This is a genomic window from Burkholderia seminalis, assembly GCF_001718535.1.
GTDB lineage: Bacteria > Pseudomonadota > Gammaproteobacteria > Burkholderiales > Burkholderiaceae > Burkholderia > Burkholderia seminalis.
This window is the reverse complement of sequence record NZ_CP013400.1, coordinates 860,114-886,788: the sequence shown is the minus strand read 5'-3', so window position 1 is coordinate 886,788 and position 26,675 is coordinate 860,114. Positions and strand designations below refer to the sequence as shown.

The following is a 26,675-nucleotide window of genomic DNA, read 5'->3' as shown; positions in this document are numbered from 1 at the left end:
GCCACGGACGGCTCTATCGTCCGATAGCCGTCGCTCGGGCGCCGAGCATGGCCGCACCGAACGCACGGCGATTCGCGAAGCTGCACAGGTCCGGGGGCAACAGATAACGGGAAAAGTCCACCGGCCGCCCTCGCTTGCCCTGTCACTGTCCATGGAATCCCCTGGACACCGCAGGAAACAAAAAACCCGCGAAGCCTTATGGCATCGCGGGTTTCGAGACTTCCTCGGACAACGTTGGAAGCGAATCTGGTGGGCCCGGCGGGGTTCGAACCCGCGACCAATCGATTATGAGTCGACTGCTCTAACCGCTGAGCTACAAGCCCTGGTGAATGACGACGCGTGCTACACGCGACCCCGGCAACGAAGCCGGGCCGGCATTGTAACAACAAAGGAGACAAACGCCACCGGCATCACGCGGATGCCGGCGGCGTTCGCAGGAGAGACGCTGGAAATCAGTTCCCTTCGAGGAACGACTTCAGCTTGTCGGAACGGCTCGGGTGACGCAGCTTGCGCAGCGCCTTGGCCTCGATCTGACGGATCCGCTCGCGGGTGACGTCGAACTGCTTGCCGACTTCCTCGAGCGTGTGGTCGGTGCTCATCTCGATACCGAAACGCATCCGCAGCACCTTCGCCTCGCGCGGCGTCAGCGAATCGAGCACATCCTTCACGACGTCGCGCATGCTGGCATGCAGCGCTGCATCCGCCGGCGCGACCGTGTTGTTGTCCTCGATGAAGTCGCCGAGATGGGAATCGTCGTCGTCGCCGATCGGCGTTTCCATCGAGATCGGCTCCTTCGCGATCTTCATGATCTTGCGGATCTTGTCTTCCGGCATCTCCATCTTCTCGGCGAGCGTTGCCGGATCCGGCTCGAGACCGGTTTCCTGCAGGATCTGCCGCGAGATGCGGTTCATCTTGTTGATCGTTTCGATCATGTGAACCGGAATACGGATCGTGCGCGCCTGGTCCGCGATCGAACGCGTGATGGCCTGACGGATCCACCACGTCGCGTAGGTCGAGAACTTGTAGCCACGACGGTATTCGAACTTGTCCACCGCCTTCATCAGGCCGATGTTGCCTTCCTGGATCAGGTCCAGGAACTGCAGGCCGCGGTTCGTGTACTTCTTCGCGATCGAGATCACGAGACGCAGGTTCGCCTCGGTCATTTCGCGCTTCGCCTGGCGCGCCTTCAGTTCGCCGGCCGCCATCTGGCGGTTGGTTTCCTTCAGGTCCTTCAGCGGCAGCACGACACGCGCCTGCAGGTCGAGCAGGCGCTGCTGCTGTTCGCGGATCGCCGGGACGTTACGCGACAGCACCGCGCTGTACGAATGGCCTTCGGCGGTGATCTTCTCGGCCCAGTCGAGATCGGTCTCGTTGCCCGGGAAGCGTGCGATGAATTCCGAGCGCGGCATGCCGCACTTGTCGACGACGATGTGCAGGATCTGACGTTCGACCTGACGCACTTCGTCCACCTGCGCACGCAGCGTGTCGCACAGGCGCTCGACGGTACGCGCGGTGAAGCGGATCGTCATCAGTTCGGTCTGGATCGTTTCCTGCGCCTTCAGGTAGGCCTTCGACTTGTAGCCTTCCTTTTCGAACGCGCGGCGCATCTTGTCGAACCACTCGCTGATCTGCGAGAACTTCTCGAGCGATGCGCGCTTGAGGGCTTCGAGCTGGGCGGCGTTCGCCGATGCCTGCGCGGCACCGTCGTCTTCCTCCTCTTCCTCTTCTTCCTCTTCCTCTTCGGCTTCCTCGTCCTCGTTCTCGATCGCTTCGGCTTCCTTCGCGGAGAAACCGTCGGTATCGGCGGAGTCCGACGCATTCGGATCGAGCAGGCCGTCGACGAGTTCGTCGACGCGAATCTCTTCGTTCGCGACGCGTTCGGCCATCGCGAGGATGTCGGCGATCGTCGTCGGGCACGCGGAGATGGCCATCACCATGTGGCGCAGGCCGTCCTCGATCCGCTTCGCGATCTCGATTTCGCCTTCGCGCGTGAGCAGCTCGACCGTGCCCATTTCGCGCATGTACATCCGGACCGGATCGGTCGTGCGGCCGAATTCCGAATCGACGGTGGACAGCGCGACTTCCGCTTCCTCCTCGACTTCATCGTCCGACGACGCAGCGGGTGCGTTGTCGTTCAGGAGCAGCGTTTCCGCGTCCGGCGCCTGCTCGTAAACCGCCACGCCCATGTCGTTGAACGTGCCGATGATGCCTTCGAGGGCTTCGGTCTCGGTGAAGTTGTCCGGCAGGTGGTCGTTGATTTCGGCGTACGTCAGGAAGCCGCGCTCCTTGCCGAGCTTGATCAGCGCGCGCAGTTTCACGCGGCGCTCTTCGAGCTCCTCGGCCGTGCCCGGCGTGCTCGTCGCGAACGCTTCCTTCAGCAGCGCCTTTTCCTTGGCGCGACGATCGCGCACCTTGGATTTGCCCGGAGCAGCCGCGGCTGCGGCGGGCTGCTCGTCGCTCTGATTTGCGTCGTCTTCGACGGATACTTCGTTCAGCTTTTTGGTCATGGAGTTCGCCGTACCGGCTATATCGACTCGCGGCTGCTGGACGACAGCCGGTTGAACCGTGGGTGCATGAGTAGTACGTACTGCCGTTTCGTCCGCGTCGGCAGTCGTGTCCCTTGCGCTTTTCGCACTTGCCCGCTTCGCCGCCGGCTTGGCCGGCCCGGAGTCGGGTCTCGCGGCAGCCCGTGTTCTGGCTGCCGGTGCCGGCGCAGCCTGAGCAGTGCCGGCCGCGGTTTTCTTTCCTGCTGGGGCTGACGTGGCTGAAGACGTTGTCCTGGAGGAAGAAGCAGACTTGGCCGCTGTGACCTTCTTGGTCGGCTCCGTCGAGCCCTTGCCTGTTGCTTTCTTTCCGCCTGTCGTCTTTGCCATCGCGAATCTCGCCTCTGCTTAGAAAACAAACCGCTGGAAACCTTATATTATAGCACGCTGGGGAGCCCTCTCTAAGCGCCCCGGCCGCCTACAGCCCGAGCCGACGTTTCATGTCGGTTCGCTGCTGGTTCAATTCCGTCAATTCGGCCAACTCCTCGGGTGTGAAGGTGGATTGCCGCGCCAGCCGGTCAAGCCGGTCGCAGCAGGCGTCATAACGCATCTTGAGCACCGCCGCCTGCAGCTCCTCCCCCGCGATCCGTTCCTGTTCACGCTGCCGCTCGGGCACCGTCTCGTCTGCCGGATTCTGTAACAGCAAATCGCGGACGTTTTCATCATAGTCCAGAATTTCGCGGAAGATTTCCTCGTAAGTCGCCCCGTTCGAGGACGTCCGCAGGACATCCGACAGCAACCGGAACTCCGCGCCGTCGCCCAGCGCGCGCGCATGGTCGACGACTTCCGCGAACAGCTCGCCGATGCGCGGCAAGGTGCGCAGGGTCGCAATCTGCTCGTCGTCGAGCTGCGACGCGATGCGCGGATGCATCACCAGCGTGCGCAGTGCGCGCTTTTCGCTGTCCGTCACGCGGCGCCGCTCGCTGCGCGCGGGCGCCTGGCGCGGCGGCGCCGCGATCCGCGTATCGACGTCGGACAGCGCCGCGACCTCTTCGAACGGAATATCGAGGCGGTCCGCGAACATGTGCATGATCTGCGCGCGCAATGCGTTCGCGGGCAGCGCCTGCAGCAGCGGCTTCGCATCGAACAGCGCCTTCGCGCGGCCTTCCGGCTGATCGAGCGCCTTGCCCGAAATTGCTTCGTTCAACAGAAATTGTGACAGCGGCATCGCGCGCTCGACCTGCTCGGAGAACGCTTCGGCGCCGAACTCGCGCACATAGCTGTCCGGATCGTGCTCGGTCGGCAGAAAAAGGAACCGGATCGTGCGGTTGTCGCCCGCATGCGGCAGGCAGGCCTCGAGCGCGCGCCGCGCCGCCCGCCGCCCGGCCGAATCGCCGTCGAAACTGAAAATGACCGTGTCGGTCTGGCGCAGCAGCTTCTGCACGTGAATCGGCGTGCACGCGGTGCCGAGCGTCGCGACCGCGTTCGGGAACCCGAGCTGCGCGAGCGCGACGACGTCCATGTAGCCTTCGACGACCAGCACGTACTTGCGCTCGCGAATCGCGAGCCGCGCCTCGAACAACCCGTACAGTTCGCTGCCCTTGTTGAACAGCGGCGTTTCGGGGGAGTTCAGGTATTTCGGTTCGCCGCTGCCGAGCACGCGGCCGCCGAAGCCGATCACCTGTCCCTTCACGTTGCGGATCGGGAACATGATCCGCTCGCGGAACCGGTCGTAGCGGCGCGCGACGCCCTGCGCGTCGGTCTTCTCGCTGACGATCACGAGCCCCGACTCGACGAGCGACTCGTCGCGATAGTCCGGGAACGCGGCTTCGAGGTTCTGCCAGCCGTCCGGCGCGTAGCCGAGGCCGAAACGCGCGGCGATCTCGCCGGTCAGGCCCCGGTTCTTCAGGTACTGGATCGCGACGGTCGCACCGCGCAACTGCTTGCGGTAGTAGTCGCACGCGGCCGTCATCGCATCGGACAGCGCGGTCGCGACCGATTTCGACACCGGCGCCGGATAGTCGCCGCCACCGCCCCCGCCTCCGCCGCGCATCGACGGCTCGTGCGGCACGGTCAGCCCGACGGACTGCGCGAGTTCCTGCACGGCTTCCGGGAACGTGAGCCCCGCGTGCTCCATCAGGAAGCCGATTGCCGTGCCGTGCGCGCCGCAACCGAAGCAGTGATAGAACTGCTTGGTCGGGCTGACGGTAAACGACGGGCTCTTCTCGTTATGGAACGGGCACAACCCCATGAAGTTGGCGCCGCCCTTCTTGAGCTGCACGTACCGACCCACCACGTCGACGATATCGACGCGGTTCAGCAAGTCCTGCAGGAACGAATGCGGAATCACCGTGGGATCGAACGAAAAAAGACAATACGACGCCCGGCGCACGCATCGCTGGGCGCGCCGGGAACGGGTTTTACTTCGTGAGCGCGGCCTTGACCTGCGCGGAAACGGCCGTCATGTCGGCACGACCGGCGAGCTTGCCTTTCAGCACGCCCATCACCTTGCCCATGTCCTGCGGACCGGCTGCGCCTGTTTGCGCGACCGCCGCCTGGACTTCGGCCGCCACTTCGGCGTCCGACAGTTGCGCGGGCATGTAACCGCCCAGCACGGTCAGCTCGGCCTGCTCCTTCGCGACGAGGTCGTCGCGGCCGGCGGCCTGGAACTGGCTGATCGAATCCTTGCGCTGCTTGATCATCTTGTCGATCACGGCCGTGATGCCCGCGTCGTCGAGCGTCACGCGATCATCGACCTCACGCTGCTTGATCGCGGCCATCAGCAGGCGAATCGTCGCCAGGCGCTCGCTTTCCTTCGCGCGCATCGCGGCCTTCATGTCTTCGCTGATCTGCTCTTTCAAACTCATCTTTCACCCGGGATGGAAACGTGAATCCGACGCCCGTGAACGGGCGTCAACACAAAAACCCGCTTGGGACAGTGTCTCAAGCGGGTTGCTCGAATCCGGCATCGGCGACTCGCCGCCTGATCGGCTGTGCGATCGCACCCGATCGCACGGAGTCGCCGGTGCGCCGCTCAGCGAACCGCGCGGCGCCCAATCGTTCAGTACAGCTTCTTCGGCAGCGTCTGGCTGCGAATCCGCTTGTAATGACGCTTCACCGCAGCGGCCTTCTTGCGCTTGCGCTCCGCGGTCGGCTTCTCGTAAAACTCGCGCGCGCGAAGCTCGGTCAGCAGACCATTCTTCTCGATCGTGCGCTTGAAGCGACGCATTGCAACTTCGAACGGCTCGTTCTCTTTAACGCGAATGATCGTCATGATCCGACACGAATAAAGGTTTGCAGGGAAAGACTACCGAGTATAGCAGAGCGATTGCCTAAAGGCACGGGGCCTGGTCCCGCTTGAACGGGCCGCCGCGGCCCGTCAGGCGGCGCGCGAATACTCCGCCGCCGCTTGCCCGGCCGCCGTGCCGGACGCCCATGCCCACTGGAAGTTGTAGCCGCCGAGCCAGCCCGTCACGTCCACCGCCTCGCCGACGAAATAGAGCCCCGGCACGCGCGCGCTCATCATCGTCGCCGACGACAGCTCGCGCGTATCGACCCCGCCCTTCGTCACTTCGGCCTTCTTGTAGCCCTCGGTGCCGTTCGGCGTCAGCGTCCAGCCGGACAGCGCCTCGCCGATCTGGCGCAGCGTCCGGTCGGGCAGGTCCGCGAGCCGCGCGTCGGCCGCGACGCGATGCGTATCGAGCCACGCATGGGCGAGACGCGACGGCACCCAGTCGGCGAGCAACGAACCGATCTGGCGCTTCGACGTGCGCTTCGCGTCGAGCAGGTCGGCCACCGAGTCGCGCTGCGGCAGCAGGTCGACGCGGATCGGGTCGCCGGGCTGCCAGTAGCTCGAGATCTGCAGGATGCCGGGCCCGGACAGGCCGCGATGGGTCAGCAGCAGATCCTCGACGAATTCGCCGCCGCGCTTCCTGTCGCCGGTCGACACGCGTACCTCGAGCGACACGCCCGACAGCGCCGCGAACGGCTCCCAGTCCTGCGGCGCGAACGTCAGCGGCACGAGCGCGGGCCGCGTATCGACGAGCTTGTGGCCGAACTGCTTCGCCAGCCGGTAGCCGAAGTCGGTCGCGCCGATCTTCGGAATCGACAGGCCGCCCGTCGCGACGATCAGGGCGCGCGCACCGATCGCGCCGGCCTGCTGCGTGTCGAGCACGAAGCCGTCGGCCGGCGCGTGGCGCACCGCATCGACGACGACGGGCCGGCGCCACGCGATGCCGCCCGCGTCGCACTCGTGCTTCAGCACGTCGATGATCGCGTCGCTGCCGTGGTCGCAGAAGAGCTGGCCCTTGTGCTTTTCGTGCCAGGTCACGTGATGGCGCTTGAGCAGCCCGAGGAAGTCGCGCGGCGTATAGCGCGCCAGCGCCGAGCGCGCGAAATGCGGATTCGACGACAGATAGTTGTCGGGGCCGGCGTACAGGTTCGTGAAGTTGCAGCGGCCGCCGCCCGAGATGCGGATCTTCTCGGCGAGCCGCGGCGCGTGATCGATCAGCACGACGCGGCGGCCGAGCTGCCCGGCGACCGCGGCGCTCATCATCCCGGCGGCGCCCGCGCCGATCACGGCGATGTCATAGGTTTCCATGGCGCGGATTGTACCTGCCCGGCATCGGGCCCGGGCCGCCGCCTGCGCCGGCCGGCCCTCGCCTGCTATACTTTCCGGTTACGTTGACCTTCCCGCGGCGCGCCCGACACCGCGCCCTGCCCGCACCCATGCTCGTTCTCGGCATCGAAAGCTCCTGCGACGAAACCGGCCTCGCGCTCTACGACACGCAGCGCGGCCTGCTCGCACACGCGCTCCATTCGCAGATCGCGATGCACCGCGACTACGGCGGCGTCGTGCCCGAGCTCGCGTCGCGCGACCACATCCGCCGCGCGCTGCCGCTGCTCGAGGAAGTGATGGCGCAAAGCGGCACGCGCCGCGACGACATCGACGCGATCGCGTTCACGCAGGGCCCCGGCCTCGCCGGCGCGCTGCTGGTCGGCGCGAGCATCGCGAATGCGCTCGCCCTCGCATGGAACAAGCCGACCGTCGGCATCCATCACCTCGAAGGCCACCTGCTGTCGCCGCTGCTCGTCGACGCGCCGCCGCCGTTTCCGTTCATCGCGCTGCTGGTATCCGGCGGCCACACGCAGCTGATGCGCGTGACCGACGTCGGCGTGTACGAGACGCTCGGCGAAACGCTCGACGACGCGGCCGGCGAAGCGTTCGACAAGACGGCGAAGCTGATCGGCCTCGGCTACCCGGGCGGCCCGGAAGTGTCGAAGCTCGCCGAGACGGGCACGCCGGGCGCGGTCGTGCTGCCGCGCCCGATGCTGCATTCGGGCGATCTCGACTTCAGCTTCAGCGGCCTGAAGACGGCCGTGCTCACGCAGATGAAGAAATTCGAGGCGGCGAAGCTGGAAGGCGAAGCACTCGAGCGCGCGAAAGCCGATCTTGCGCGCGGCTTCGTCGACGCGGCCGTCGACGTGCTCGTTGCGAAGTCGCTCGCCGCGCTGAAGCAGACCCGACTCAAGCGCCTCGTGGTCGCGGGCGGCGTCGGCGCGAACCGCCAGTTGCGTGCGGCATTGTCGGCCGCCGCGGCCAAGCGCGGCTTCGACGTGCACTACCCCGATCTCGCGCTCTGCACCGACAACGGCGCGATGATCGCGCTTGCGGGCGCACTGCGGCTCGGCCGCTGGCCCGAGCAGGCGAATGCAGACTACGCATTCACGGTGAAGCCGCGCTGGGATCTCGCGTCGCTCGCCCGCTGACTCCCCGCAACGCGACACCGCACGCAAGACAACAAAAAGGCCGCTCGTTCGAGCGGCCTTCTTCATGGCGCGACAAAAAGACGCGGCGTCATGCAGCCTGACGCTTGTCGCGCTCGATCAGCGCGTACGCGCTGTGATTGTGGATCGACTCGAAGTTCTCGGCCTCGAGCACGTAGGCGGCCACGCGCTCGTCCGCATCGAGACGCTGCGCGACGTCGCGCACGAGATCCTCGACGAACTTCGGATTCTCGTAGGCGCGCTCGGTGACGAACTTCTCGTCCGGACGCTTCAACAGGCCCCACAGTTCGCACGATGCCTCTTCTTCCGCGATACGGATCAGCGCCTCGACCGGCAGGTCGGCTGCAAGCTCCGCATCGATCGTCACATGCGAGCGCTGGTTGTGCGCGCCGTACTGCGAGATCTTCTTCGAGCACGGGCACAGGCTCGTCACCGGCACGAGCACCTTCAGGAACAGGCGCGTGTCGCCGTTGCGGCTTTCGCCCGCGAGCGTCACTTCGTAGTCGAGCAGGCTCTGCACGCCCGACACCGGCGCCGTCTTGTTCACGAAGTACGGGAACGTGACCTCGATGCGGCCGGCTTCGGCTTCGAGCTTCTCGAGCATCGACGCGAGCATCGCGCGGAAACGCTCGACCGTCAGCGGCGCGCGGTTCTCTTCGAGCAGCGCGACGAAGCGCGACATGTGCGTGCCTTTCTGGTCGGCAGGCAGGCGGACGTCGAGGTTCCAGACACCGACGGTCGGCTGCACGTCGCCGCTTTCGGTGCACACCGTCAACGGATGCCGGACCGCCTTCACGCCCACGCGCTGAATCGGGATCTGACGGGTATCCACCGTGCTCTGCACGTCGGGCATCACGAAGGCGGGATTCATCTGGTTCATCTTGTTCAATCCTTGTAAGCCGCGCGTCCGACGACGCGCACGCCGCGTCATGCGGCAGCCGGAAAAGCAACATGGGCCCGCAGGCCCATGTTTTCCGCATCAATGAAGACCGGTTGCGCCAGTCGCACCGGCACCGCCCACGGGCGGCGCCAGCTTATGCGACGCGCTTCGCCTGACCGGCGACATCGGCCGCCGGGCTCAGAAAGCGTTCGCGAATCGATTTCGCGATGCCCGCGCCGTCGAGGCCGCATTGCGACAGCAGCTTCGCGGGATCGCCGTGATCGATGAACAGGTCAGGGAGGCCCAATTGTAGTACGGGTCGGATAACCCCACTCTCCATCAGGGCTTCCACGCAGGCCGAGCCCGCGCCACCCATCACGCAACCTTCCTCGACCGTGACGAGGTAGTCGTGCGTTTCGGCGAGCTCGCGCACGAGCGCCGCGTCGACCGGCTTCACGAAGCGCATGTTCGCGACCGTTGCGTCGAGCTCCTCGCCCGCCGCCAGCGACGGTGCGACCATCGTGCCGAATGCGAGGATCGCGACGCGCTTGCCTTCCGGCTGCGACGTGCGGCGACGCACTTCGCCCTTGCCGACCGGGATCTCGGTGAATTCCTTCACCGTCGCCACCCCGGTGCCCGCGCCGCGCGGATAACGCACCGCGGTCGGGTTCGGCTGCTGCAGCGCCGTGTGCAGCATCTGGCGGCATTCGTTCTCGTCGGATGCCGCCATGATCGTCATGTTCGGGATGCAGCGCATGAACGCGAGATCGTACGCACCCGCGTGCGTCGCGCCGTCCGCGCCGACGAGGCCCGCGCGGTCGATCGCGAACACGACCGGCAGGTTCTGCAGCGCGACGTCGTGAATCAGCTGGTCGTATGCCCGTTGCAGGAACGTCGAATAGATCGCGACGACCGGCTTCAGCCCTTCGGTTGCGAGGCCGCCCGCGAACGTCACCGCGTGCTGCTCGGCGATGCCGACGTCGTAATAGCGATCCTTGAAACGCTTCTCGAACTCGACCATGCCCGAGCCTTCGCGCATCGCGGGCGTGATGCCGACGACGCGCGTATCGCGCTCGGCTTCATCGCACAGCCATTCGCCGAACACCTGCGTGTAGGTCTTCTTCGCGGGCGTGGTCGACGGCTTGATGCCTTCGGCCGGGTTGAACTTGCCGGGACCGTGATAGAGCACGGGATCGGCTTCGGCGAGCTTGTAGCCCTGGCCTTTCTTCGTCACCACGTGCAGGAACTGCGGGCCGCGCAGTTCGCGGATGTTCTGCAGCGTCGGGATCAGCGAATCGAGATCGTGACCGTCGATCGGGCCGATGTAGTTGAAGCCGAACTCCTCGAACAGCGTGGCCGGCACGACCATGCCCTTCGCGTGCTCCTCGAGCTTGCGCGCGAGTTCGAGCACCGGCGGCGCCACGCTCAGCACGCGCTCGACACCGGCACGCGCGGCCGCATAGAAGCGGCCCGACATCAGGCGGGCGAGATGACGATTCAGCGCGCCGACCGGCGGCGAGATCGACATGTCGTTGTCGTTCAGGATCACGAGCACCTTCGCGTCTTCCGACACGCCCGCGTTGTTCATCGCCTCGAACGCCATGCCGGCCGTCATCGCGCCGTCGCCGATCACCGCGATCGAGAAGCGGTCGTCGCCGTTCAGCTGGCTGCCGATCGCCATGCCCAGCGCGGCCGAGATCGACGTGCTCGAGTGCGCGGTGCCGAACGTGTCGTATTCGGATTCGCTGCGGCGCGGGAAGCCCGAGATGCCGTCCTGCTGACGCAGCGAATGCATCTGGTCGCGGCGGCCCGTCAGGATCTTGTGCGGGTAGGTCTGGTGGCCCACGTCCCAGACGATGCGATCGTTCGGCGTGTTGAACACGTAGTGCAACGCGATCGTCAGCTCGACCGTCCCGAGGTTGGACGACAAATGGCCGCCCGTCTTCGACACGCTGTCGAGCACGAACGCACGCAGTTCATCCGCGAGCGGTTGCAGTTGGCGACGATCGAGGCGGCGCAAATCCGCCGGGTCGTCGATGGTTTTCAGCAAGTCGTACATCGTCGTTCCATTGTAGGAAATCAAACGCGCCCGCATTCTATTGCACGCACCGTAGCGTGTGCGCGGCGGCGGGCTTTCGCGTCAGCTGACCCGGTTCACTACCAGGTCGGCAAGTTCGGCGAGACGCTGTGCGCGTGCGCCGAACGGTTTCAGCGCGTCGTGCGCTTCGGCGCGCAGCTGCGCTGCCAGCTCGCGCGACGCCTCGAGGCCGAGGATCGATACGTAGGTCGGCTTGTCGTTCGCCGCGTCCTTGCCGGCCGTCTTGCCGAGCGTCGCCGAATCGGTCGTGACGTCGAGAATGTCGTCGACGACCTGGAAGGCCAGACCCACGGCCCCCGCATAGACGTCGAGCGCGGCCATCGTTTCCGCCGACGGCGTCTCGCCGGCCAGCGCGCCCATCCGCACGGCCGCGCGCAGCAGTGCGCCGGTCTTCATCCGGTGCATCGTTTCGAGCTGTTCGCGCGTCAGCTTGAGGCCGACGCTCGCCAGGTCGATCGCCTGCCCGCCCGCCATGCCGATCGAGCCGCTCGCAAGCGCCAGTTCACGCACGAGCGCGGCCTGCTGCACCGGCGACAGCGCCTCGGCGTCGGTCAGCGCGACGAACGCCTGCGACTGCAGCGCGTCGCCGACCAGCAGGGCCGTCGGCTCGTCGTACTGCACGTGCACGGTCGGCTTGCCGCGGCGCAACGCATCGTCGTCCATGCACGGCATGTCGTCGTGCACGAGCGAATAGACGTGGATCATCTCCAGCGCCGCCGCCGCCGCATTGCGTGCCGCTTCCGTCGCGCCGGTCAGTTCGCCTGCTGCATGGCACAGCAGCGGACGAACCCGCTTGCCGCCACCGAGGACCGCGTAGCGCATCGCCTCGTGAAGTTTCGCGGGCATCGCGGTATCGGCGGGCAGATAGTGGCCGAGTGCGTTCTCGACACGGTCAAGCACGGACCGCATCCATTGTTCGAATGTCATAGATCGTCGTCTTCGCCGTCCGTGGCGGCCGTTCCGGACGAAAGCGGCTTCAGCGTCGCGCCGTCGAGCACGCGAACCTGCTGCTCCACTTTCTCGAGCTGCTGTTGGCAAAACGCAACGAGGGCCGCACCGCGGCGGTATGCCGTCAGTGAATCCTCGAGGCTCAACGCGCCGCCTTCCATCCGGGCAACCAGCGTCTCGAGTTCCGCGAGCGCCATCTCGTAATTGTCCGGCAACGGTTCGGTGCCATTGCCGGGCGGCGTGGCGCCTGGGGATGCGGTTTTCGCCATGGACGAGGTGTCAAATTTCAAAACAAGTCGGACATTCTACGGCAAAAGAGAATTTTCCGACCTGCCGTCGTGGGCACCCCGGTACATATTCCGGCCCCATCTCCGACGCACATTGTGCGCCTCCCGCGGGTCGCCCGACAAAAAATTGACACAAATCAGGCACTTAATCCTAGCCTTGCGAGGCGAACCGGGTATAATTCCCCGTTTCCCTAAATCGATTTTTCGATGGTTGGGTTGTTCACTGCTTTCACGCTAACACCGGGAGTGGGAATGTCCAATCTGAGCGATGCGCTTCAGTTGAAGTCGGCCCACAGCCAGCTTCCAGTCACTGCATATTTCGATGAGGCGCTACTCGAGCGCGAGATCGAAACCCTCTTCAAGAAAGGACCTCGTTACGTCGGGCACGAATTGATGGTGCCCGAGGCGGGGGATTATTTCGCGCTGCCGTCCGAGCAGGAAGGCCGCGTGCTGGTCCGCAACCAGACGAACCAGATCGAACTGCTGTCGAACGTCTGCCGCCACCGTCAGGCGATCATGCTCAACGGGCGCGGCCGCACGCAGAACATCGTGTGCCCGCTGCACCGCTGGACGTACGACCTGGAAGGCGAGTTGCTCGGCGCACCGCACTTCCCCGACAAGCCGTGCCTGAACCTCGGCAAGAGCCCGCTGCAAAACTGGCAGGGGCTGCTGTTCGAGGCCGAAGGCCGCAACGTCGCGCGCGATCTTGCCCACCTCGGCACCAAGCATCACTTCGACTTCTCCGAGTACCACTTCGATCACGTCGAAGTGCACGAGTGCGATTACAACTGGAAGACGTTCATCGAGGTCTACCTCGAGGACTATCACGTCGTCCCGTTCCACCCGGGTCTCGGCAGCTTCGTGTCGTGCGACGACCTCAAGTGGGAGTTCGGCGACTGGTACAGCGTGCAGACGGTCGGCGTGCACAACGCGCTCGCGAAACCGGGCAGCGCGACTTACCAGAAATGGCACGAGCAGGTGCTGAAGTTCCGCAACGGCGTGCCGCCGGAGTTCGGCGCGATCTGGATGGTCTACTACCCGGGCCTGATGATCGAGTGGTACCCGCACGTGCTCGTCGTGTCGTGGCTGATCCCGCGCGGCCCGCAGAAGACGACCAACATCGTCGAGTTCTATTACCCCGAGGAAATCGCGCTGTTCGAACGCGAATTCGTCGAGGCCGAGCGCGCCGCCTATATGGAAACGGCCGTCGAGGACGACGAGATCGCCATGCGGATGGACGCAGGCCGCCGTGCGCTGATGGCACGCGGCGAGTCGCAGGTCGGCCCGTACCAGAGCCCGATGGAAGACGGCATGCAGCACTTCCACGAATTCCTGCGCCGCCACCTCGGCGACCTCTGACGGCCGGTGCGGCGCCTTGACGCCGCACGGTATCCGGCAGACGAAAAGACGGGCTTCGGCCCGTCTTTTTTTGTTTAGACTTGGAGTGTCAGGCCAATTGCACTCCAGGGAGTCGTCATGCCACACACTCATTACACCACGCTCATCTCCGCCGCCAACCTCGCCGAGCGCCTGGCCGCGGCGCCCGGCAGCGTCGTCCTGTTCGACTGCCGCTTCGATCTCGCCGATCCCGGCGCAGGCGAAGCGGCCTATGCGGCCGGCCACCTCCCCGGCGCACACTACCTTCATCTCGACCGCGACCTGTCGGGCCGCAAGACCGGCACCAACGGCCGCCATCCGCTGCCGACCCGCGACGCATTCGCCACGCTGCTCGCCAGCCGCGGCGTCAAGCAAGGCCAGCAGGTAGTCGCATACGACGCGCAAGGCGGCGCGTATGCGGCGCGCCTGTGGTGGCTGCTACGCTGGCTCGGCCACGATTCGGTCGCCGTGCTCGACGGCGGCCTGCAGGCCTGGGAAGCAGCGGGCCAGCCGCTGACGGCCGACGTGCCGCAACCGGCCGCCGGCGATTTCCGCGCGGCAGCGCCGCTCGAATCGACGGTCGACGCGGCAGCCGTGCTCGCGAACGTGACGTCGCCCACGCGCATCGTGATCGATGCGCGCGCACCGGACCGCTACCGCGGCGAAAACGAAACGATCGATCGTGTCGGCGGCCACATCCCCGGCGCGCGCAACCGCTTCTTCAAGGACAACCTGAATGCCGACGGCCGCTTCAAGACCGGCCATGAATTGCGCGAAGCGTTCTCGACCGTACTGGCCGGCACCGAGCCGAACCGCGTGATCCTGCAATGCGGCTCCGGCGTGACCGCGTGCCACAACGCGCTGGCGATGGAGGTGGCGGGGCTGCACGGCGCATCGCTGTACCCGGGCTCGTGGAGCGAATGGAGCGCCGATCCGTCGCGGCCGATCGCCACCGGCCCGACGCCGTAAGCACCGGCGTCACGCAGCAATGACGAAGCGGCGGCATGGGCCGCCGCTGCTCGTTTACATCACGCCGTACTTGTGGAACCACGCGATCGCGCGCTTCCAGCCGTCCTCGGCATCGCCCTTGACGTAGCTCGGCCGGTAGTCGGCGAAGAACGCGTGACCGGCATCCGGATACACGACGATCTCCGATTCGCGCGCGAGCTTCGAGTCGCTCGCCTGGATCGCCTTGCGCATGTCCGCGAGCGACGCCTGCGTGATGTTCGTATCCTTCTCGCCGTACAGCCCGAGTACCGGCACCTTCAGCGACGACGCATGATCGACCGGGTTGAACGGCGTCATCTCATCGGTCTTGCCCTCGACGAAGCCATACCATGCAACGGCCGCGCGCACGTGCGGATCGTGCTCGGCATAGAGCCACGCCTGGCGCCCGCCCCAGCAAAAGCCCGTCACGCCGAGACGCGTCAGGTCGCCGCCGTTCTTGCCGGCCCACGCCACCGTCGCATCGAGATCCTCGGTGACCTGGCGGTCCGGCACCTTGCTGATGATGTGGTCGTACAGCTCCTTCATCGTCGGATACTTCGCCGCATTGCCCTGCCGCGCGAACAGGTCGGGCGCGATCGCAAGATAACCGAGCTTCGCGAAACGGCGGCAGACGTCGGCGATATGCGCGTGCACGCCGAAGATCTCGTGGATCACGATCACGACCGGCAGGTTCGTCTTGTCGGCCGGTTGCGCGCGATAAGCCGGCACGCTCGCGTCGCCCGAGCGGATCTCGACGGTGTCGACGTCCAGCCCGGCGCTGTCGGTCGTGACCGTCTGCGCCGAAACGGGCAGCACGGCCGCCGCGAAGGTGCCGCCCAGCGCGGCCTGCATGAACTTGCGGCGCGAGAACGGAACGTGGGGGACCAGGCTGTCGACTTCGGGTTTCAACATGAATGCACTCCTCGATTGGGCGCCGCCGTCACGATTCCGGATGCGTATGACGGGGCATCGCGCCGGCGCACGGCGCGGACGTCGCGGCGGTGGGCACCCCCGCCGCGGACGGAAACCCGGACAAGATGCCCAATAATCCGTTGTCGCGTCAACTGTCAGATGTGTAAGACTCGATTACGACGTGTTGCGTCGACCGCCTCGATCCCCACGCACAAGCCCGCTGGTGGCCTGTCGGATCATCGCCCGGCCCGTCGCCTGCCGGCCGTCGCGACTCGCCGGATGCTTGCCGATTGAAAAGAAAATCCCGCGGGCGATGCCGTCGCCTCCTGCAAAAACAACGGGCGGGGAACCTGCGCGACGCGCACGCTACCCGCCCGCCCCGCGCGAACGCGCGATCAGTGCAGCTTGACGCGCGGCAGCGTCGTGCGCCGCAGCCAGTGCGCGACCGTGTCGAGGATCATCCGCGGATAGCCGTGCAGCGCCGCGATGTGCAGCCGGTACAGCGACATGTACATGAAGCGCGCGAACAGCCCTTCGATCAGCATGTTGCCGCCGATCAGCCCGCCCATCAGGTTGCCGACCGCGCTGAAGTGGCCGAGCGACACGAGCGAGCCGAAATCCTTGTACGTGAACTCGGGCAGCGGACGCCCTTCGAGCCGGCAGCCGATCGCCTTCAGCAGGAAGCTCGCCTGCTGGTGCGCAGCCTGCGCGCGCGGCGGCACGTTGCGTTCGTTGCCGGGCCACACGCACGCCGCGCAGTCGCCGAGCGCGAACACGTTGTCGTCGGTGAAGGTCTGCAGCGTGCGGCGCACGTCGAGCTGGCCGAGCTTGTTGACCTGCAGGCCGTCGAGATGCGACAGCACCGACGGCGCCTTGATGCCGGCCGCCCAGACCGTCAGGTCCGCACGCACCGCCTTGCCGCTCGCGGTATGCACGAACCCCGGCGCGACCTCGGTCACGCGCTCGCCGAGCATCAATCGCACGCCCAGCTTCTCGAGCAGTTCGGCCGTCGCGGTCGACACGCGTTCCTGCAATGCCGGCAGGATCCGCGGTCCCGATTCGATCAGCACGATGCCGACGTCGTGGCGCGGATCGAGCTTGTGCAGCCCGTACACGGACAGCACCTGCGCCGTGTTGCGCAGTTCCGCGGACAACTCGACGCCCGTCGCGCCGCCGCCGACGATCACGACCTGGATGCGCGGCTCGGCCGTTTCGCCCGGGGCGGTCGGCGCAGGCGCCTGGTGTTCGGCGCGCATGCACGCGGCGATCAGCCGCTTGCGGAAGCGCTCGGCCTCCCCGACCGTATCGAGCGCGATCGCGTTTTCCGGTGCGCCCTGCACGCCGAAGAAGTGGGTCGTACTGCCGATCGCGATCACGAGCGTGTCGTATTCCAGCTCGCGCGCCGGCAGCAGTTCCGCGCCGTCGCTGTCGTTGAGGGGCGACAACGTGACGCGCTTCGCCGTGCGGTCGAGCCCGGTGAGCTCGCCCTGCTGAAACTCGAAGCCGTGCCAGCGCGCCTGCGCCGCGTATTCGAGCTCCTGCGTGAACGGGTCCATGCTGCCGGCCGCAACCTCGTGCAGCAGCGGTTTCCAGATGTGGGTCGGATTGCGGTCGACGAGCGTGACAAGCGCACGCGCGGGACGATTGCCGCGCGCGCCGTAACGGTCGCCGAGCCGCGTCGCCAGTTCCAGGCCGCCCGCGCCTCCGCCTACGATGATGATCCGATGCATCTGATTCCCCCTTTGCGATTCGAAACTGCTGCCGCCGGGCAAAGCCAATGCGATGCATTCGCGCCGCCCGGTGGATTAACCGGTTCGGACACCATCGTTGTGCAGTTCGAAGCACTGCGATGCGACCGACCCGGAACGCGGGGCGCGCGGCCCCGCGTCAATGACATGACTGACATGCATTGTCCGGGAGCTTGCGCGTTGACCACAAGCAAACCATCTCGATATTCAGCATCCCTGCAACAATATGCCGCGGGAAACGCGAACCGCACGGGGGTGCGTCAGTGTGCCTCTTCCCAGTTCGCGCCGGCACCGACCTCGGCGACGAGCGGCACCTTCAGCTTCGCGACGCCGCACATCATTTCCGGCAGTTTCTCGCGCACCAGCGACAGCTCGTCGTCGGGCACCTCGAGCACCAGTTCATCGTGCACCTGCATGATCATGCGCGACGCGAGCTTGTCGCGCGTGAGCCAATCGTCCACCGCGATCATCGACAGCTTGATCAGGTCGGCGGCCGTGCCCTGCATCGGCGCGTTGATGGCCGCGCGCTCGGCCGCCTGGCGGCGCGGGCCGTTGCCGCCGTTGATTTCCGGCAGCCACAGGCGGCGGCCGAAAACGGTTTCGACGTAGCCCTTTTCCTTCGCCAGCGAGCGCGTGTCCTCCATGTACTGCGCGACGCCCGGGTAGCGGGTGAAATAACGGTCGATATAGAGCTTCGCCGCGTCACGCGTGATGCCGAGGTTCGACGCGAGGCCGAACGCGCTCATCCCGTAGATGAGCCCGAAGTTGATCACCTTCGCGATCCGGCGCTGGTCGGAATTGACCTCCAGCGGCGTCACGCCGAACACCTCGGCGGCCGTCGCGCGGTGGATGTCCTCGCCCTGCGAGAACGCGCGCAGCAGCGACGCGTCGCCGGAGATATGCGCCATGATCCGCAGTTCGATCTGCGAATAGTCGGCCGACACGATCCGGTGACCCGGCGACGCGATGAACGCCTCGCGGATGCGCCGGCCTTCGGCCGTGCGCACCGGAATGTTCTGAAGATTCGGGTCGTTCGATGCGAGGCGGCCCGTCACCGCGACGGCCTGCGCATAGTTCGTGTGCACGCGCCCCGTCGAAGGGTTCACCATGCGCGGCAGCTTGTCGGTATAGGTCGACTTCAGCTTCGACAGCCCGCGATGCTCGAGCAGCAGCTTCGGCAGCGGGTAGTCCTCCGCGAGCTTCTGCAGCACCTCTTCGTCGGTCGACGGCGCACCGCTCGGCGTCTTCTTCACGACGGGCAACTGCAGCTTCTCGAAGAAGATCTGCCCGATCTGCTTCGGCGAGCCGAGATTGAATTCGCCGCCCGCCAGCTCGTACGCCTGCGCTTCGAGCTCGATCAGGCGCGTCGCGATTTCAGTGCTCTGCGCGTGCAGCCGCGCATCGTCGATCAGCACGCCCGTGCGCTCCATCTTGCGCAGCACGCGCGAGACCGGCATCTCGATCTCGCGATACACGCGCTCGAGGCCCGGCTCGCGCGCGACCTGCGGATACAGCACGTGATGAAGCTGCAGCGTGATGTCCGCATCTTCGGCCGCGTATTCGGCGGCTTGCGCAAGCGCCACTTCGTCGAAGCCGATCTGCTTCGCCCCCTTGCCCGCGACGTCTTCGTACTTGATCGTCTTGACGCCCAGATGACGCAGCGCGAGGCTGTCCATGTCGTGCGTGCGGTGCGATTCGACGACGTACGATTCGAGCAGCGTGTCGTGCTCGATGCCGTTCAGTTCGATGTCGTAGTTCGCGAGCACCTGCGCGTCGTACTTCAGGTGCTGGCCGACCTTCTTGCGGTCGGCCGATTCGAGCCACGGCTTCAGGCGCGCGAGCACCTCGTCGATCGGCAGTTGCTCGGGCATGTCGGGGCCGCGGTGCGCGACCGGCAGGTACGCGGCCTTGCCCGGCTCGACCGAGAACGACAGGCCGACGAGGCGCGCGAGCATCGGGTCGAGCGCGGTCGTCTCGGTGTCGAACGCGGTCAGCTTCGCGTCGTTGATCTTCGCGAACCAGGCGTCGAACTGCTCCCAGGTCTGGATCGTGTCGTATTCGCGCACGATGTCGGCCGCCACCACCGGTGCCGGCTCGCCTTCCGGCGCATCGGCGCCGCCGCCTTCCGCCGGCGCGCTGTCGACTTCGCGCAGCCAGGTCTTGAAGCCGTAGCGCGCGAAGATGTCGCGCATCATGTCGCGCGCTTCGCCGTCGCTCTTCAGCGACGCTTCGATCGACTCGAGATGCGGCGCGAGATCGCAGGCCGTCTCGACGGTCACGAGCTTGCGGCCGAGCGGCAAGAAATCGAGCGCGCGGCGCAGGTTGTCGCCGACCACGCCCTTGATCTCGCCCGCGTGCTCGATGACGCCGTCGAGGCTGTCGTATTGCGCGAGCCATTTCACGGCCGTCTTCGGCCCGCACTTCTCGACGCCGGGCACGTTGTCGACGGTATCGCCGATCAGCGCGAGGTAGTCGATGATGCGCTCGGGCGGCACGCCGAACTTCGCGATCACGCCGTCGCGGTCGAGCGTTTCGTTGGTCATCGTGTTGACGAGCGTGACGCGGTCGGTCACGAGCTGCGCGAGATCCTTGTCGCCGGTCGACACGATCACGTTCATCCCGTGCCGCTCGGCTTCGCGCGCGAGCGTGCCGATCACGTCGTCGGCCTCGACGCCTTCGACCATCAGCAGCGGCCAGCCGAGCGCGCGCACCGCGCCGTGGATCGGCTCGACCTGCAATGCAAGATCGGGCGGCATCGACGGACGGTTTGCCTTATAGTCGGCATAAAGGTCGTCACGGAACGTCTTGCCCTTTGCATCGAACACGCAAGCGCTATACTCTGCACTGACTTCCTTGCGCATACGGCGCAGCATGTTGATGATTCCGTAGAGCGCTCCGGTCGGCTCCCCGCCAGGGCCACGCAAATCAGGCATCGCATGGTAAGCCCGATACAGATAGCTCGAACCGTCAACCAATAGCAGGGTCTTACCTTCCAGATTTCGTTCTTCAGGCATTATGAACAAGAGAAAAGTGATTCCGAGTCTGCGTTCGCTCGCAGATCAAGAACGCGCGACGGCCAAGAAGGCGCGCGCATCGTGGCAGATGTTCACGATTATGGCAGAGTTTATCGAGGCGACCGAGTACCTGTCGGAGATCCGCCCGGCTGTCAGCATCTACGGTTCTGCCCGCCTCAAACCCGACACGCCGCACTACAAGCTCGCGGTGCAGATCGCGCGCAAGCTGTCCGACGCCGGCTTCGCCGTGATCTCCGGCGGCGGCCCCGGCATCATGGAAGCCGCGAACAAGGGCGCGCACGCCGGCAAGGCGCCGTCGGTCGGGCTGAACATCGAGTTGCCGCACGAGCAGGCCGGCAACCACTACCAGGACATCTCGCTGCGCTTCCGCCACTTCTTCACGCGCAAGGTCACGTTCGTGAAGAACTCGGATGCGGTGATCGTGATGCCGGGCGGCTTCGGCACGCTCGACGAGCTGTCCGAAGTGCTCACGCTGATCCAGACGAAGAAGTCGCGCCTCGTGCCGATCATTCTGGTCGGCAGCGAGTTCTGGAAGGGGCTGCTGCAGTGGTTCCGCGACCAGCTGATCCCGATGGGCCTGATCAATCCGGACGACATGGATCTGATGCAGGTGATCGACGATCCCGACCAGGTGCTCGACGCGGTGCTCGCGTTCTACGAGGACAGCGGCGAGGAAGAGGGCTCGGACGACGACGGTCATCCGCCGCGGCCGGAAGAAGACCGGATGTTCTATCTGTAACGCATCCTTGGCAGCCGCCGGCCCGACGGCCGGCGTGCGGTTCGCCACGCGGCAGGCGGCGCCTCGGCTGCCTGCCGCGTGTCAGTTTGTAACGCACCGTTAATCCCGCTTTGCGGCCGCGTGCCGCCGAATGTCAAATTCGCACGGCCCGCGTGCCACGTTGCGGAGCGCCTGTCCGCACCCGCGGCTCGCCATTGTCAAATGGCGCTGGCGCATACCCGCACCCCGCCGCTGCCGGCCGGCAACCCTCCGTAACAAACCCGTCTCGCCTTTTCCGTCGCGTGCCCGCACACTGCATTCTGTCGGCGCGGCGTTCCCCCCGGTGGAACGATCCCCCTCGCTTCCATCGCGTCGTGCCGGCCTCTTTACAACGACATCACGGAAAAGAACATGCAACGCTCGCTGATCGCCCTCGCTTTCGCCGGCCTCGGCCTTTCGCTGTCCGGCCTCGCCCATGCCGTCAACGTCGACGTCAACATCGGCACACCCGCGCCGGTCGTCGTCGCGCCCGCGCCCGTCGTGGTCGCCCCGGCGCCGGCGGTCATCGTCGGCTGGCACGGCGACCGCTACTGGGACGGCCGCCGCTACTGGGAACGTCGCGAGTGGGAAGATCACCAGCGCTATCGCGGTCATGACGATCGTCGCGGTTATCACTGCCCGCCGGGACACGCGAAAAAGGGCGAGTGCTGAGCGACACTGCACGTTCACCCGCTACGCACGGCCGTCCGCGCGCTTCGCCGCCGGGCGGCCGTTTGATTTTCGGCAGCCGATATCGCATGAGGCCGAATGGTAGGATTGCCCTCGTCCAGGGCCCCTTCCGCCACTCATGCCGCTCATCCGAATCTGGGCCGTCGACCACGCCCTCGCGTCCGGCATCGCCGCGCCGACCGACATCCTGACGGCGGCCAACCATCTCGCGTCGTCGATGCCGCCCGGCCACGCGGCCGCGCCGTTCCGCTGGCGCGTCGAATCGGTCGATGGACGGCCCGTGCGCACGGCCTCCGGCCAGCTCCTTCCGGTCGACGGCGCAATCGACGGCAGCAGCCGCGCCGACGCGATCTGGCTCACGGGTCCGTTCGTCGCCGATCTCGACCGGCTGCTGGACCGGCCCGCACCGCTCGCCCCGCTGCTCGATGCACTGCGCCGGCAACACGCGCGCGGCACGCTGATCGCGACGTACTGCACCGGTGCGTTCCTGCTCGCGGAAGCCGGATTGCTCGACGGCCGCGTCGCCACGACGCACTGGTCGAAAGCCTCGAGCTTCCGCTCGCGTTATCCGGACGTGGCGCTACGCGCGTCGGACGTCCTGACCGAACAGGATGGCATCCTGTGCGGCGGCGCCGTCACGTCGTACCAGACTCTCGCGCTGCGGGTCATCGACAAGCTGGCGAACGCGCGCCTGGCCGCGTCCGTTGCACGGCTCATGCTGATCGACGTGAACCGCGACTCGCAGGACTCGTTCATCGACCTCGACCGGATGGGCCACCATCGACACGACGATCCGGCCATCGCGCGCGCGCAACGCTGGATGGAAAAGCATCTGCGCGAGCCGTTCAGCCTCGCGCGGTTGAGCGACCACGTCGCGATGAGCGAACGCACGCTGCATCGCCGCTTCCGGGATGCGGTCGGCGCCCCGCCGCTCCGGTATCTGCAGACGCTCAGGATCGAAGTCGCGAAGCGGCTGCTCGCGGAAACGAAGCTCGCGATCGATGCGGTGTGCGAACGCGTCGGGTACGCGGACATCAGCGGTTTCCGGCAACTGTTCAAGCGCGAAACCGGCATCTCTCCCGGCGAATATCGTCGTCGTTTCGCGCGCTAGCCCGACTGGAACGGGCGCGGGACACGCTGTCGGGAATGGCATCGTCGAATGGCAGTTTCGCCACTTCGCGCGTCGGCATGCGGTTCATACACTGGATTCACGTCGCCGGAACCGGAGCGACGCCGCCTCCACCGAACCAGGACACCGCCATGCCGATGATCGACGTCACCCTCCCCGAAGGGGCACTCGCGCCGCACGCCGAAGCGCAACTGATGAACGAGCTGACCGGGACACTGATCCGTCACGAAGGACTCGATCCCGACGATCCGCGCGTGCGGGACGTGACCTGGATCTTCGTCCATCGGCCGGCGGCCGTATATCGCGCCGGTGCCGTCGCGCCTGCGCCGCTCTACCGGATCGTGCCGACCGTGCCCGAAGGACAGTACACGGACGCCGCGCGTGCGGCGCTGATCGCCGACGTGACCGCCGCCGTCGCACGCGCGGAAGGTGCGGCGGTCGACGCCGTCGCGACACGCGTGTGGGTCTTTCCAACGGAAATCGACGACGGCTGCTGGGGTAGCCGCGGCACGGTGCGTCGCCTGCCGGACATCATGGAGTATTTCGGTGGCGCGACATTGCGGGCGCTCGGGGAACAACGCCTGGCGACCAAGCGGCGCGCGGATGCGGGCCGGGTCGTCGATGCCGTGCGCGATTCGATGCGGGAAACGGATCGGAACGGGTTTCACGAACCGGCTGCCGGCGTCGTTCGCTGACGGCGGTTGGCAGAAGGAAAGCGGCCGTGCCCCGGTAGGCGGTTGCGTCGACCATCGCGACGCGCATCCTGGCCGGGGCCGGCATTTACGTCACTGAAACGCCACTTCCGCAAAGCTCCGCAGCTTGCAGACACAAAATCGTGTCAAATCAAGGCTTTCCGTCACTTCCTCAAACTTTATGCGGAACTACTATGCACGATTACGCGGGGATTTCAGTTGCATTCTGGAAGCAAGTTAGACGACTCTTGCGGGCGATCGAACGCTGCCTTCGGAGCTTTACCGGCGCGCAACACGTCCTTTTAAATCACAGCCTTACGCAACGCGCCGACTGCAATGCCAAGGCTACACAAGGGCAATCAAGGCCACCCTAGTTCGTCCGAGGTGTAATTTAGCTGCACTCGGACATGTGCGTGCGCCGTCGTCCAAAAGTGAACTGAATATTCTTTCAGACGTAGTGGCGAGCCAGTAGACCGCCCGCAGGATCGCGGTCATGCCCAGCCGGTTACGCACGAGTGCCGATGCGTCAGTTCGTGTTCTAGAAGCCCATCGGTCGTTGCGGCGAAAAACGTCAAGCAGTCGATGACATCACCCACGTAAGGCAAGTCGAGAACTCCCGGCGCCGTGAGCCCCGGCACTGTTGTCGAAGTCGCGTAGCCGTGCGCGAATGAATGCCGCACGTCCATGATTCCCTTCAGGAACTGCTGCGTATCGTTCTGGTTCGCGAATCTCGGCGCCCATATCCACGAAACGTACGGGTCCATCCCCGTAACGTTGAGAATCAGTTCGCGTGACTTCTCCCAGTTTGGGGTGTTGAGCTCGCTCGTCAGCTTCTGAACCAGTGATTCGAACTGAACAACCAAGGTCCATGCTCGTCGCTGCGCTTGCACTCGGACCTTCGAGACAAACTCCTTGAGGACGTCCTCAATGTACCCTTCCCAGCATCCGACCGCCTGCGCAACGGCTGCCTTCATCAGCGTCTGATCGGCGAAATGCTGATCTGGGCCTGCGGCACTGGCTTGACCAACGTAGCTAGCGAGGACCCGGGCACCCACCACCGCTGATCGGAATTTTGTAAGTGCTGCGGAATCCATCAAAGCCTCTTCACCAGGGCTGATACGGCCTTCGTATAACGGTTGATCGAAGTCTGATTCACCTGAACCTTTCGACCGTCGACCATGTGGTGCCCAGACTGCATTTCCGAAAGCGGGCAACCTTCGGTCGACGCCACCACCGCAACAGAGTGGTAATCGGGCATCTGTGCGAACAACTGGTCCAGATCGCGGTGACTGACGAAATTTCGCTTCGAATCACTCAGCGCCTTCGAAACGATGTTTCGGATTGGGCGGCTCTTGGCCTCAAACGCTGAACTCGGCTTTGATCGGTACTCCGTCACTCGGTTGTTCACGAAAGTGTGTATGCGTGGCAGGTCGATCAACTCTTCCGACGCTCGCTTCGAGAAGCTCAACCGCGCATACCCTCTCAGCTCGTTGTCGGCAAAACCATATAGGAGCGCGAAGACGTTCTCAATTCCGCGACGAGAGCTGTCGTCCGCGGTAAACGGGACAATCAGATACTCGGCAGAACAAAGCGCAATCTGCGTATAGATTGAGAAGCTAGGGTTGCAATCGACGAAAGTCGTCACATCGCTGCCCGGAGCGATCTCTTCAAACGACTTTACAAAATCGAGTAGCCACCGCATTACCTTCGGCCACGCATCCATTGGTAGCGGCATCTGAGAAGCTTGGCGCATTGCTTCGGCAAGCAGTTCCAACAGACTATCGCCTGGCAGCAGGAACATATTCTTCGGCAATCGGCTGTTGAATATTCCAGGCTGCACGACGAATTCGGTGATGCTCGCGAGAGGCAAGAACGGAGACGTGAGCCTTGCTTCGAAGTATCCTCCGATTGAGCGACGCGGCTTCGAACTGTAGAACCCGTCGATATATTCAGGCGCGTTGTCCGCTGCGCCGTACATCATTTCGGTGAGGTTTGCTTGGGGACACAAATCCATTACGAGCACGGTTTCATCCGGGTGCGTAAACGCATACTCGCATGCCAGTGCAAACGTCAGAAAGCTCTTCCCTACCCCGCCTTTGTTGTTCCAAAGCGCATATCTCGACATCGATTCTTTCCCCAAGTCAGGACTTCGGCATGATCGCCTGAAGTCAGCGCATCGGTCAGACGACACGCTCCAATTTTGCGTTAGAGCATAGCACTCGTACGTTCGGCGCCGAATACCAGTCCAACGAAAACGACGGGATGTGAGACTGCATACTCAAGGCGCATAAAACTGCATAGAAGAATCTGCCTGCCCGCCACCGCGCGGCCCGCGCCAGGCGGCCTTGGGAGGCCGACGCATACGTGCATAAAAACCATTCATTTTTGCGGGCAGGTGGGGCGGGGTCACAACTGCGCGCGCCGGGTCCGCGCAGGCATCTTCCGGGACGGATCCGGCCCCTATGGGTAGCGTCTACCACGCGTCAGCAGGCCCGCCAAGGCCCTGTGCACGGGCCAGGCACATCCTCGCGCTGCCGGCCGCTCAAAGGGCGCCAGAGACCCCGATCTCACGCACGGTCATGGGCGAAAAAAAACCGCCGGCACCGAAGTGCCTGGCGGCTTTTTTTTGCTGATCGACTGCTCGTCCGACGTCGAGCTGCGCGTCCGTGTTGCCGAGCGCGGCGGCGATCGTCTCGCACATCATTTTCGCGGCGCGCGCGAGTGCTTCCGATAAGGGTATTGGGGCTGGTATTCCTGCACGAACGCGTCACATTGCGCGTTCGTCAGCTCGTCGATTCCGGTCGCGCGGACCCAAAAGGCGCAACCCGATACAGCGATCGCGTGGACATGCTCCGCGCCCGGCTG

At 65.3% G+C, this 26,675-nt stretch carries 22 protein-coding genes and 1 tRNA gene; 7 read left to right on the top strand and 16 right to left on the bottom strand.

Annotation, left to right across the window (positions count from 1 at the left end; translation table 11 throughout):
- Nucleotides 1-247: 247 nt before the first annotated feature.
- The 6 genes from WJ12_RS24820 to WJ12_RS24795 all read right to left on the bottom strand — a co-directional run bounded on the left by WJ12_RS24820 (nucleotide 248) and on the right by WJ12_RS24795 (nucleotide 7,083).
- Nucleotides 248-323 (bottom strand) — tRNA-Ile (locus tag WJ12_RS24820).
- A 129-nt stretch (nucleotides 324-452) separates the two neighbouring features.
- Nucleotides 453-2,873 carry an RNA polymerase sigma factor RpoD gene (gene rpoD, locus WJ12_RS24815; protein WP_080287699.1) on the bottom strand — a complete coding sequence of 807 codons (2,421 nt, stop codon included), beginning with the start codon at nucleotides 2,871-2,873 and terminating at the stop codon, nucleotides 453-455.
- A gap of 88 nt (nucleotides 2,874-2,961) precedes the next feature.
- The gene (gene dnaG, locus WJ12_RS24810; RefSeq protein ID WP_034185743.1) at nucleotides 2,962-4,833 is read right to left on the bottom strand and encodes a DNA primase; all 1,872 of its coding nucleotides are present in this window, start codon (nucleotides 4,831-4,833) and stop codon (nucleotides 2,962-2,964) included.
- Nucleotides 4,834-4,903: 70 nt separating this feature from the next.
- Entirely contained in the window at nucleotides 4,904-5,350 is a 447-nt protein-coding gene (locus tag WJ12_RS24805; protein WP_006479409.1) for a GatB/YqeY domain-containing protein, read from the bottom strand.
- Between the two features lie 194 nt (nucleotides 5,351-5,544).
- Nucleotides 5,545-5,757 (bottom strand): 30S ribosomal protein S21, encoded by a 213-nt coding sequence (rpsU, locus tag WJ12_RS24800; RefSeq protein ID WP_006479415.1) that lies wholly within the window; start codon nucleotides 5,755-5,757, stop codon nucleotides 5,545-5,547.
- A 105-nt stretch (nucleotides 5,758-5,862) separates the two neighbouring features.
- Nucleotides 5,863-7,083, bottom strand: a complete 1,221-nt coding sequence (locus WJ12_RS24795; protein ID WP_059558409.1) for a BaiN/RdsA family NAD(P)/FAD-dependent oxidoreductase — start codon at nucleotides 7,081-7,083, stop codon at nucleotides 5,863-5,865.
- A gap of 128 nt (nucleotides 7,084-7,211) precedes the next feature.
- Between WJ12_RS24795 and tsaD the strand changes: the two genes are divergently transcribed.
- The gene (gene tsaD / locus WJ12_RS24790) at nucleotides 7,212-8,252 is read left to right on the top strand and encodes a tRNA (adenosine(37)-N6)-threonylcarbamoyltransferase complex transferase subunit TsaD (RefSeq protein WP_034185741.1); all 1,041 of its coding nucleotides are present in this window, start codon (nucleotides 7,212-7,214) and stop codon (nucleotides 8,250-8,252) included.
- Between the two features lie 88 nt (nucleotides 8,253-8,340).
- On the opposite strand, the gene folE2 is transcribed toward tsaD, so the two are convergent.
- The 4 genes from folE2 to WJ12_RS24770 all read right to left on the bottom strand — a co-directional run bounded on the left by folE2 (nucleotide 8,341) and on the right by WJ12_RS24770 (nucleotide 12,465).
- Nucleotides 8,341-9,150, bottom strand: a complete 810-nt coding sequence (folE2, locus tag WJ12_RS24785) for a GTP cyclohydrolase FolE2 (RefSeq protein ID WP_011355803.1) — start codon at nucleotides 9,148-9,150, stop codon at nucleotides 8,341-8,343.
- 154 nt (nucleotides 9,151-9,304) lie between these two features.
- Nucleotides 9,305-11,209 (bottom strand): 1-deoxy-D-xylulose-5-phosphate synthase, encoded by a 1,905-nt coding sequence (gene dxs, locus WJ12_RS24780; RefSeq protein WP_034185740.1) that lies wholly within the window; start codon nucleotides 11,207-11,209, stop codon nucleotides 9,305-9,307.
- 81 nt (nucleotides 11,210-11,290) lie between these two features.
- A complete protein-coding gene (locus WJ12_RS24775; RefSeq protein WP_034185739.1) occupies nucleotides 11,291-12,175 on the bottom strand; it encodes a polyprenyl synthetase family protein in 885 nt (294 codons plus the stop codon).
- Nucleotides 12,172-12,465, bottom strand: coding sequence for an exodeoxyribonuclease VII small subunit (locus tag WJ12_RS24770; RefSeq protein WP_034185738.1), 294 nt, complete (start codon nucleotides 12,463-12,465; stop codon nucleotides 12,172-12,174). The genes WJ12_RS24775 and WJ12_RS24770 overlap by 4 nt, the downstream gene beginning before the upstream one ends.
- Nucleotides 12,466-12,735: 270 nt before the next feature.
- On the opposite strand from WJ12_RS24770, the gene WJ12_RS24765 reads away from it, so the two are divergent.
- Both WJ12_RS24765 and WJ12_RS24760 read left to right on the top strand, forming a co-directional pair.
- Nucleotides 12,736-13,842, top strand: coding sequence for an aromatic ring-hydroxylating oxygenase subunit alpha (locus WJ12_RS24765; protein ID WP_034185737.1), 1,107 nt, complete (start codon nucleotides 12,736-12,738; stop codon nucleotides 13,840-13,842).
- 117 nt (nucleotides 13,843-13,959) lie between these two features.
- Nucleotides 13,960-14,829, top strand: coding sequence for a sulfurtransferase (locus WJ12_RS24760; RefSeq protein ID WP_059558411.1), 870 nt, complete (start codon nucleotides 13,960-13,962; stop codon nucleotides 14,827-14,829).
- 54 nt (nucleotides 14,830-14,883) lie between these two features.
- Here the strand turns inward: WJ12_RS24760 and WJ12_RS24755 are convergent, their stop codons facing one another.
- The 3 genes from WJ12_RS24755 to polA form a co-directional block, all read right to left on the bottom strand.
- On the bottom strand, nucleotides 14,884-15,759 hold the full coding sequence (locus WJ12_RS24755; RefSeq protein WP_034185735.1) for a dienelactone hydrolase family protein: 876 nt from the start codon (nucleotides 15,757-15,759) through the stop codon (nucleotides 14,884-14,886).
- 395 nt (nucleotides 15,760-16,154) lie between these two features.
- Complete coding sequence (locus WJ12_RS24750; protein WP_049036581.1) at nucleotides 16,155-17,489, bottom strand: NAD(P)/FAD-dependent oxidoreductase; 1,335 nt, start codon at nucleotides 17,487-17,489, stop codon at nucleotides 16,155-16,157.
- 278 nt (nucleotides 17,490-17,767) lie between these two features.
- On the bottom strand, nucleotides 17,768-20,521 hold the full coding sequence (gene polA / locus WJ12_RS24745; protein ID WP_034185733.1) for a DNA polymerase I: 2,754 nt from the start codon (nucleotides 20,519-20,521) through the stop codon (nucleotides 17,768-17,770).
- Between the two features lies 1 nt (nucleotide 20,522).
- Here polA and WJ12_RS24740 point away from each other — a divergent pair, with 1 nt between their 5' ends.
- The 4 genes from WJ12_RS24740 (at nucleotide 20,523) to WJ12_RS24725 (ending at nucleotide 23,813) form a co-directional block, all read left to right on the top strand.
- Complete coding sequence (locus tag WJ12_RS24740) at nucleotides 20,523-21,281, top strand: LOG family protein (RefSeq protein WP_034185732.1); 759 nt, start codon at nucleotides 20,523-20,525, stop codon at nucleotides 21,279-21,281.
- A 390-nt stretch (nucleotides 21,282-21,671) separates the two neighbouring features.
- Nucleotides 21,672-21,971 carry a hypothetical protein gene (locus tag WJ12_RS24735; RefSeq protein WP_034185731.1) on the top strand — a complete coding sequence of 100 codons (300 nt, stop codon included), beginning with the start codon at nucleotides 21,672-21,674 and terminating at the stop codon, nucleotides 21,969-21,971.
- Nucleotides 21,972-22,107: 136 nt separating this feature from the next.
- A complete protein-coding gene (locus WJ12_RS24730; RefSeq protein WP_069245912.1) occupies nucleotides 22,108-23,100 on the top strand; it encodes a GlxA family transcriptional regulator in 993 nt (330 codons plus the stop codon).
- 149 nt (nucleotides 23,101-23,249) lie between these two features.
- The gene (locus tag WJ12_RS24725) at nucleotides 23,250-23,813 is read left to right on the top strand and encodes a hypothetical protein (RefSeq protein WP_059558415.1); all 564 of its coding nucleotides are present in this window, start codon (nucleotides 23,250-23,252) and stop codon (nucleotides 23,811-23,813) included.
- 488 nt (nucleotides 23,814-24,301) lie between these two features.
- On the opposite strand, the gene WJ12_RS24720 is transcribed toward WJ12_RS24725, so the two are convergent.
- The 3 genes from WJ12_RS24720 to WJ12_RS36095 form a co-directional block, all read right to left on the bottom strand.
- Complete coding sequence (locus tag WJ12_RS24720; RefSeq protein WP_156810505.1) at nucleotides 24,302-24,904, bottom strand: HEPN domain-containing protein; 603 nt, start codon at nucleotides 24,902-24,904, stop codon at nucleotides 24,302-24,304.
- Nucleotides 24,904-25,935, bottom strand: coding sequence for a ParA family protein (locus WJ12_RS24715; protein WP_069245910.1), 1,032 nt, complete (start codon nucleotides 25,933-25,935; stop codon nucleotides 24,904-24,906). The genes WJ12_RS24720 and WJ12_RS24715 overlap by 1 nt, the downstream gene beginning before the upstream one ends.
- Before the next feature lie 417 nt (nucleotides 25,936-26,352).
- Entirely contained in the window at nucleotides 26,353-26,511 is a 159-nt protein-coding gene (locus WJ12_RS36095) for a hypothetical protein (RefSeq protein WP_156810504.1), read from the bottom strand.
- Between the last annotated feature and the right edge of the window lie 164 nt (nucleotides 26,512-26,675).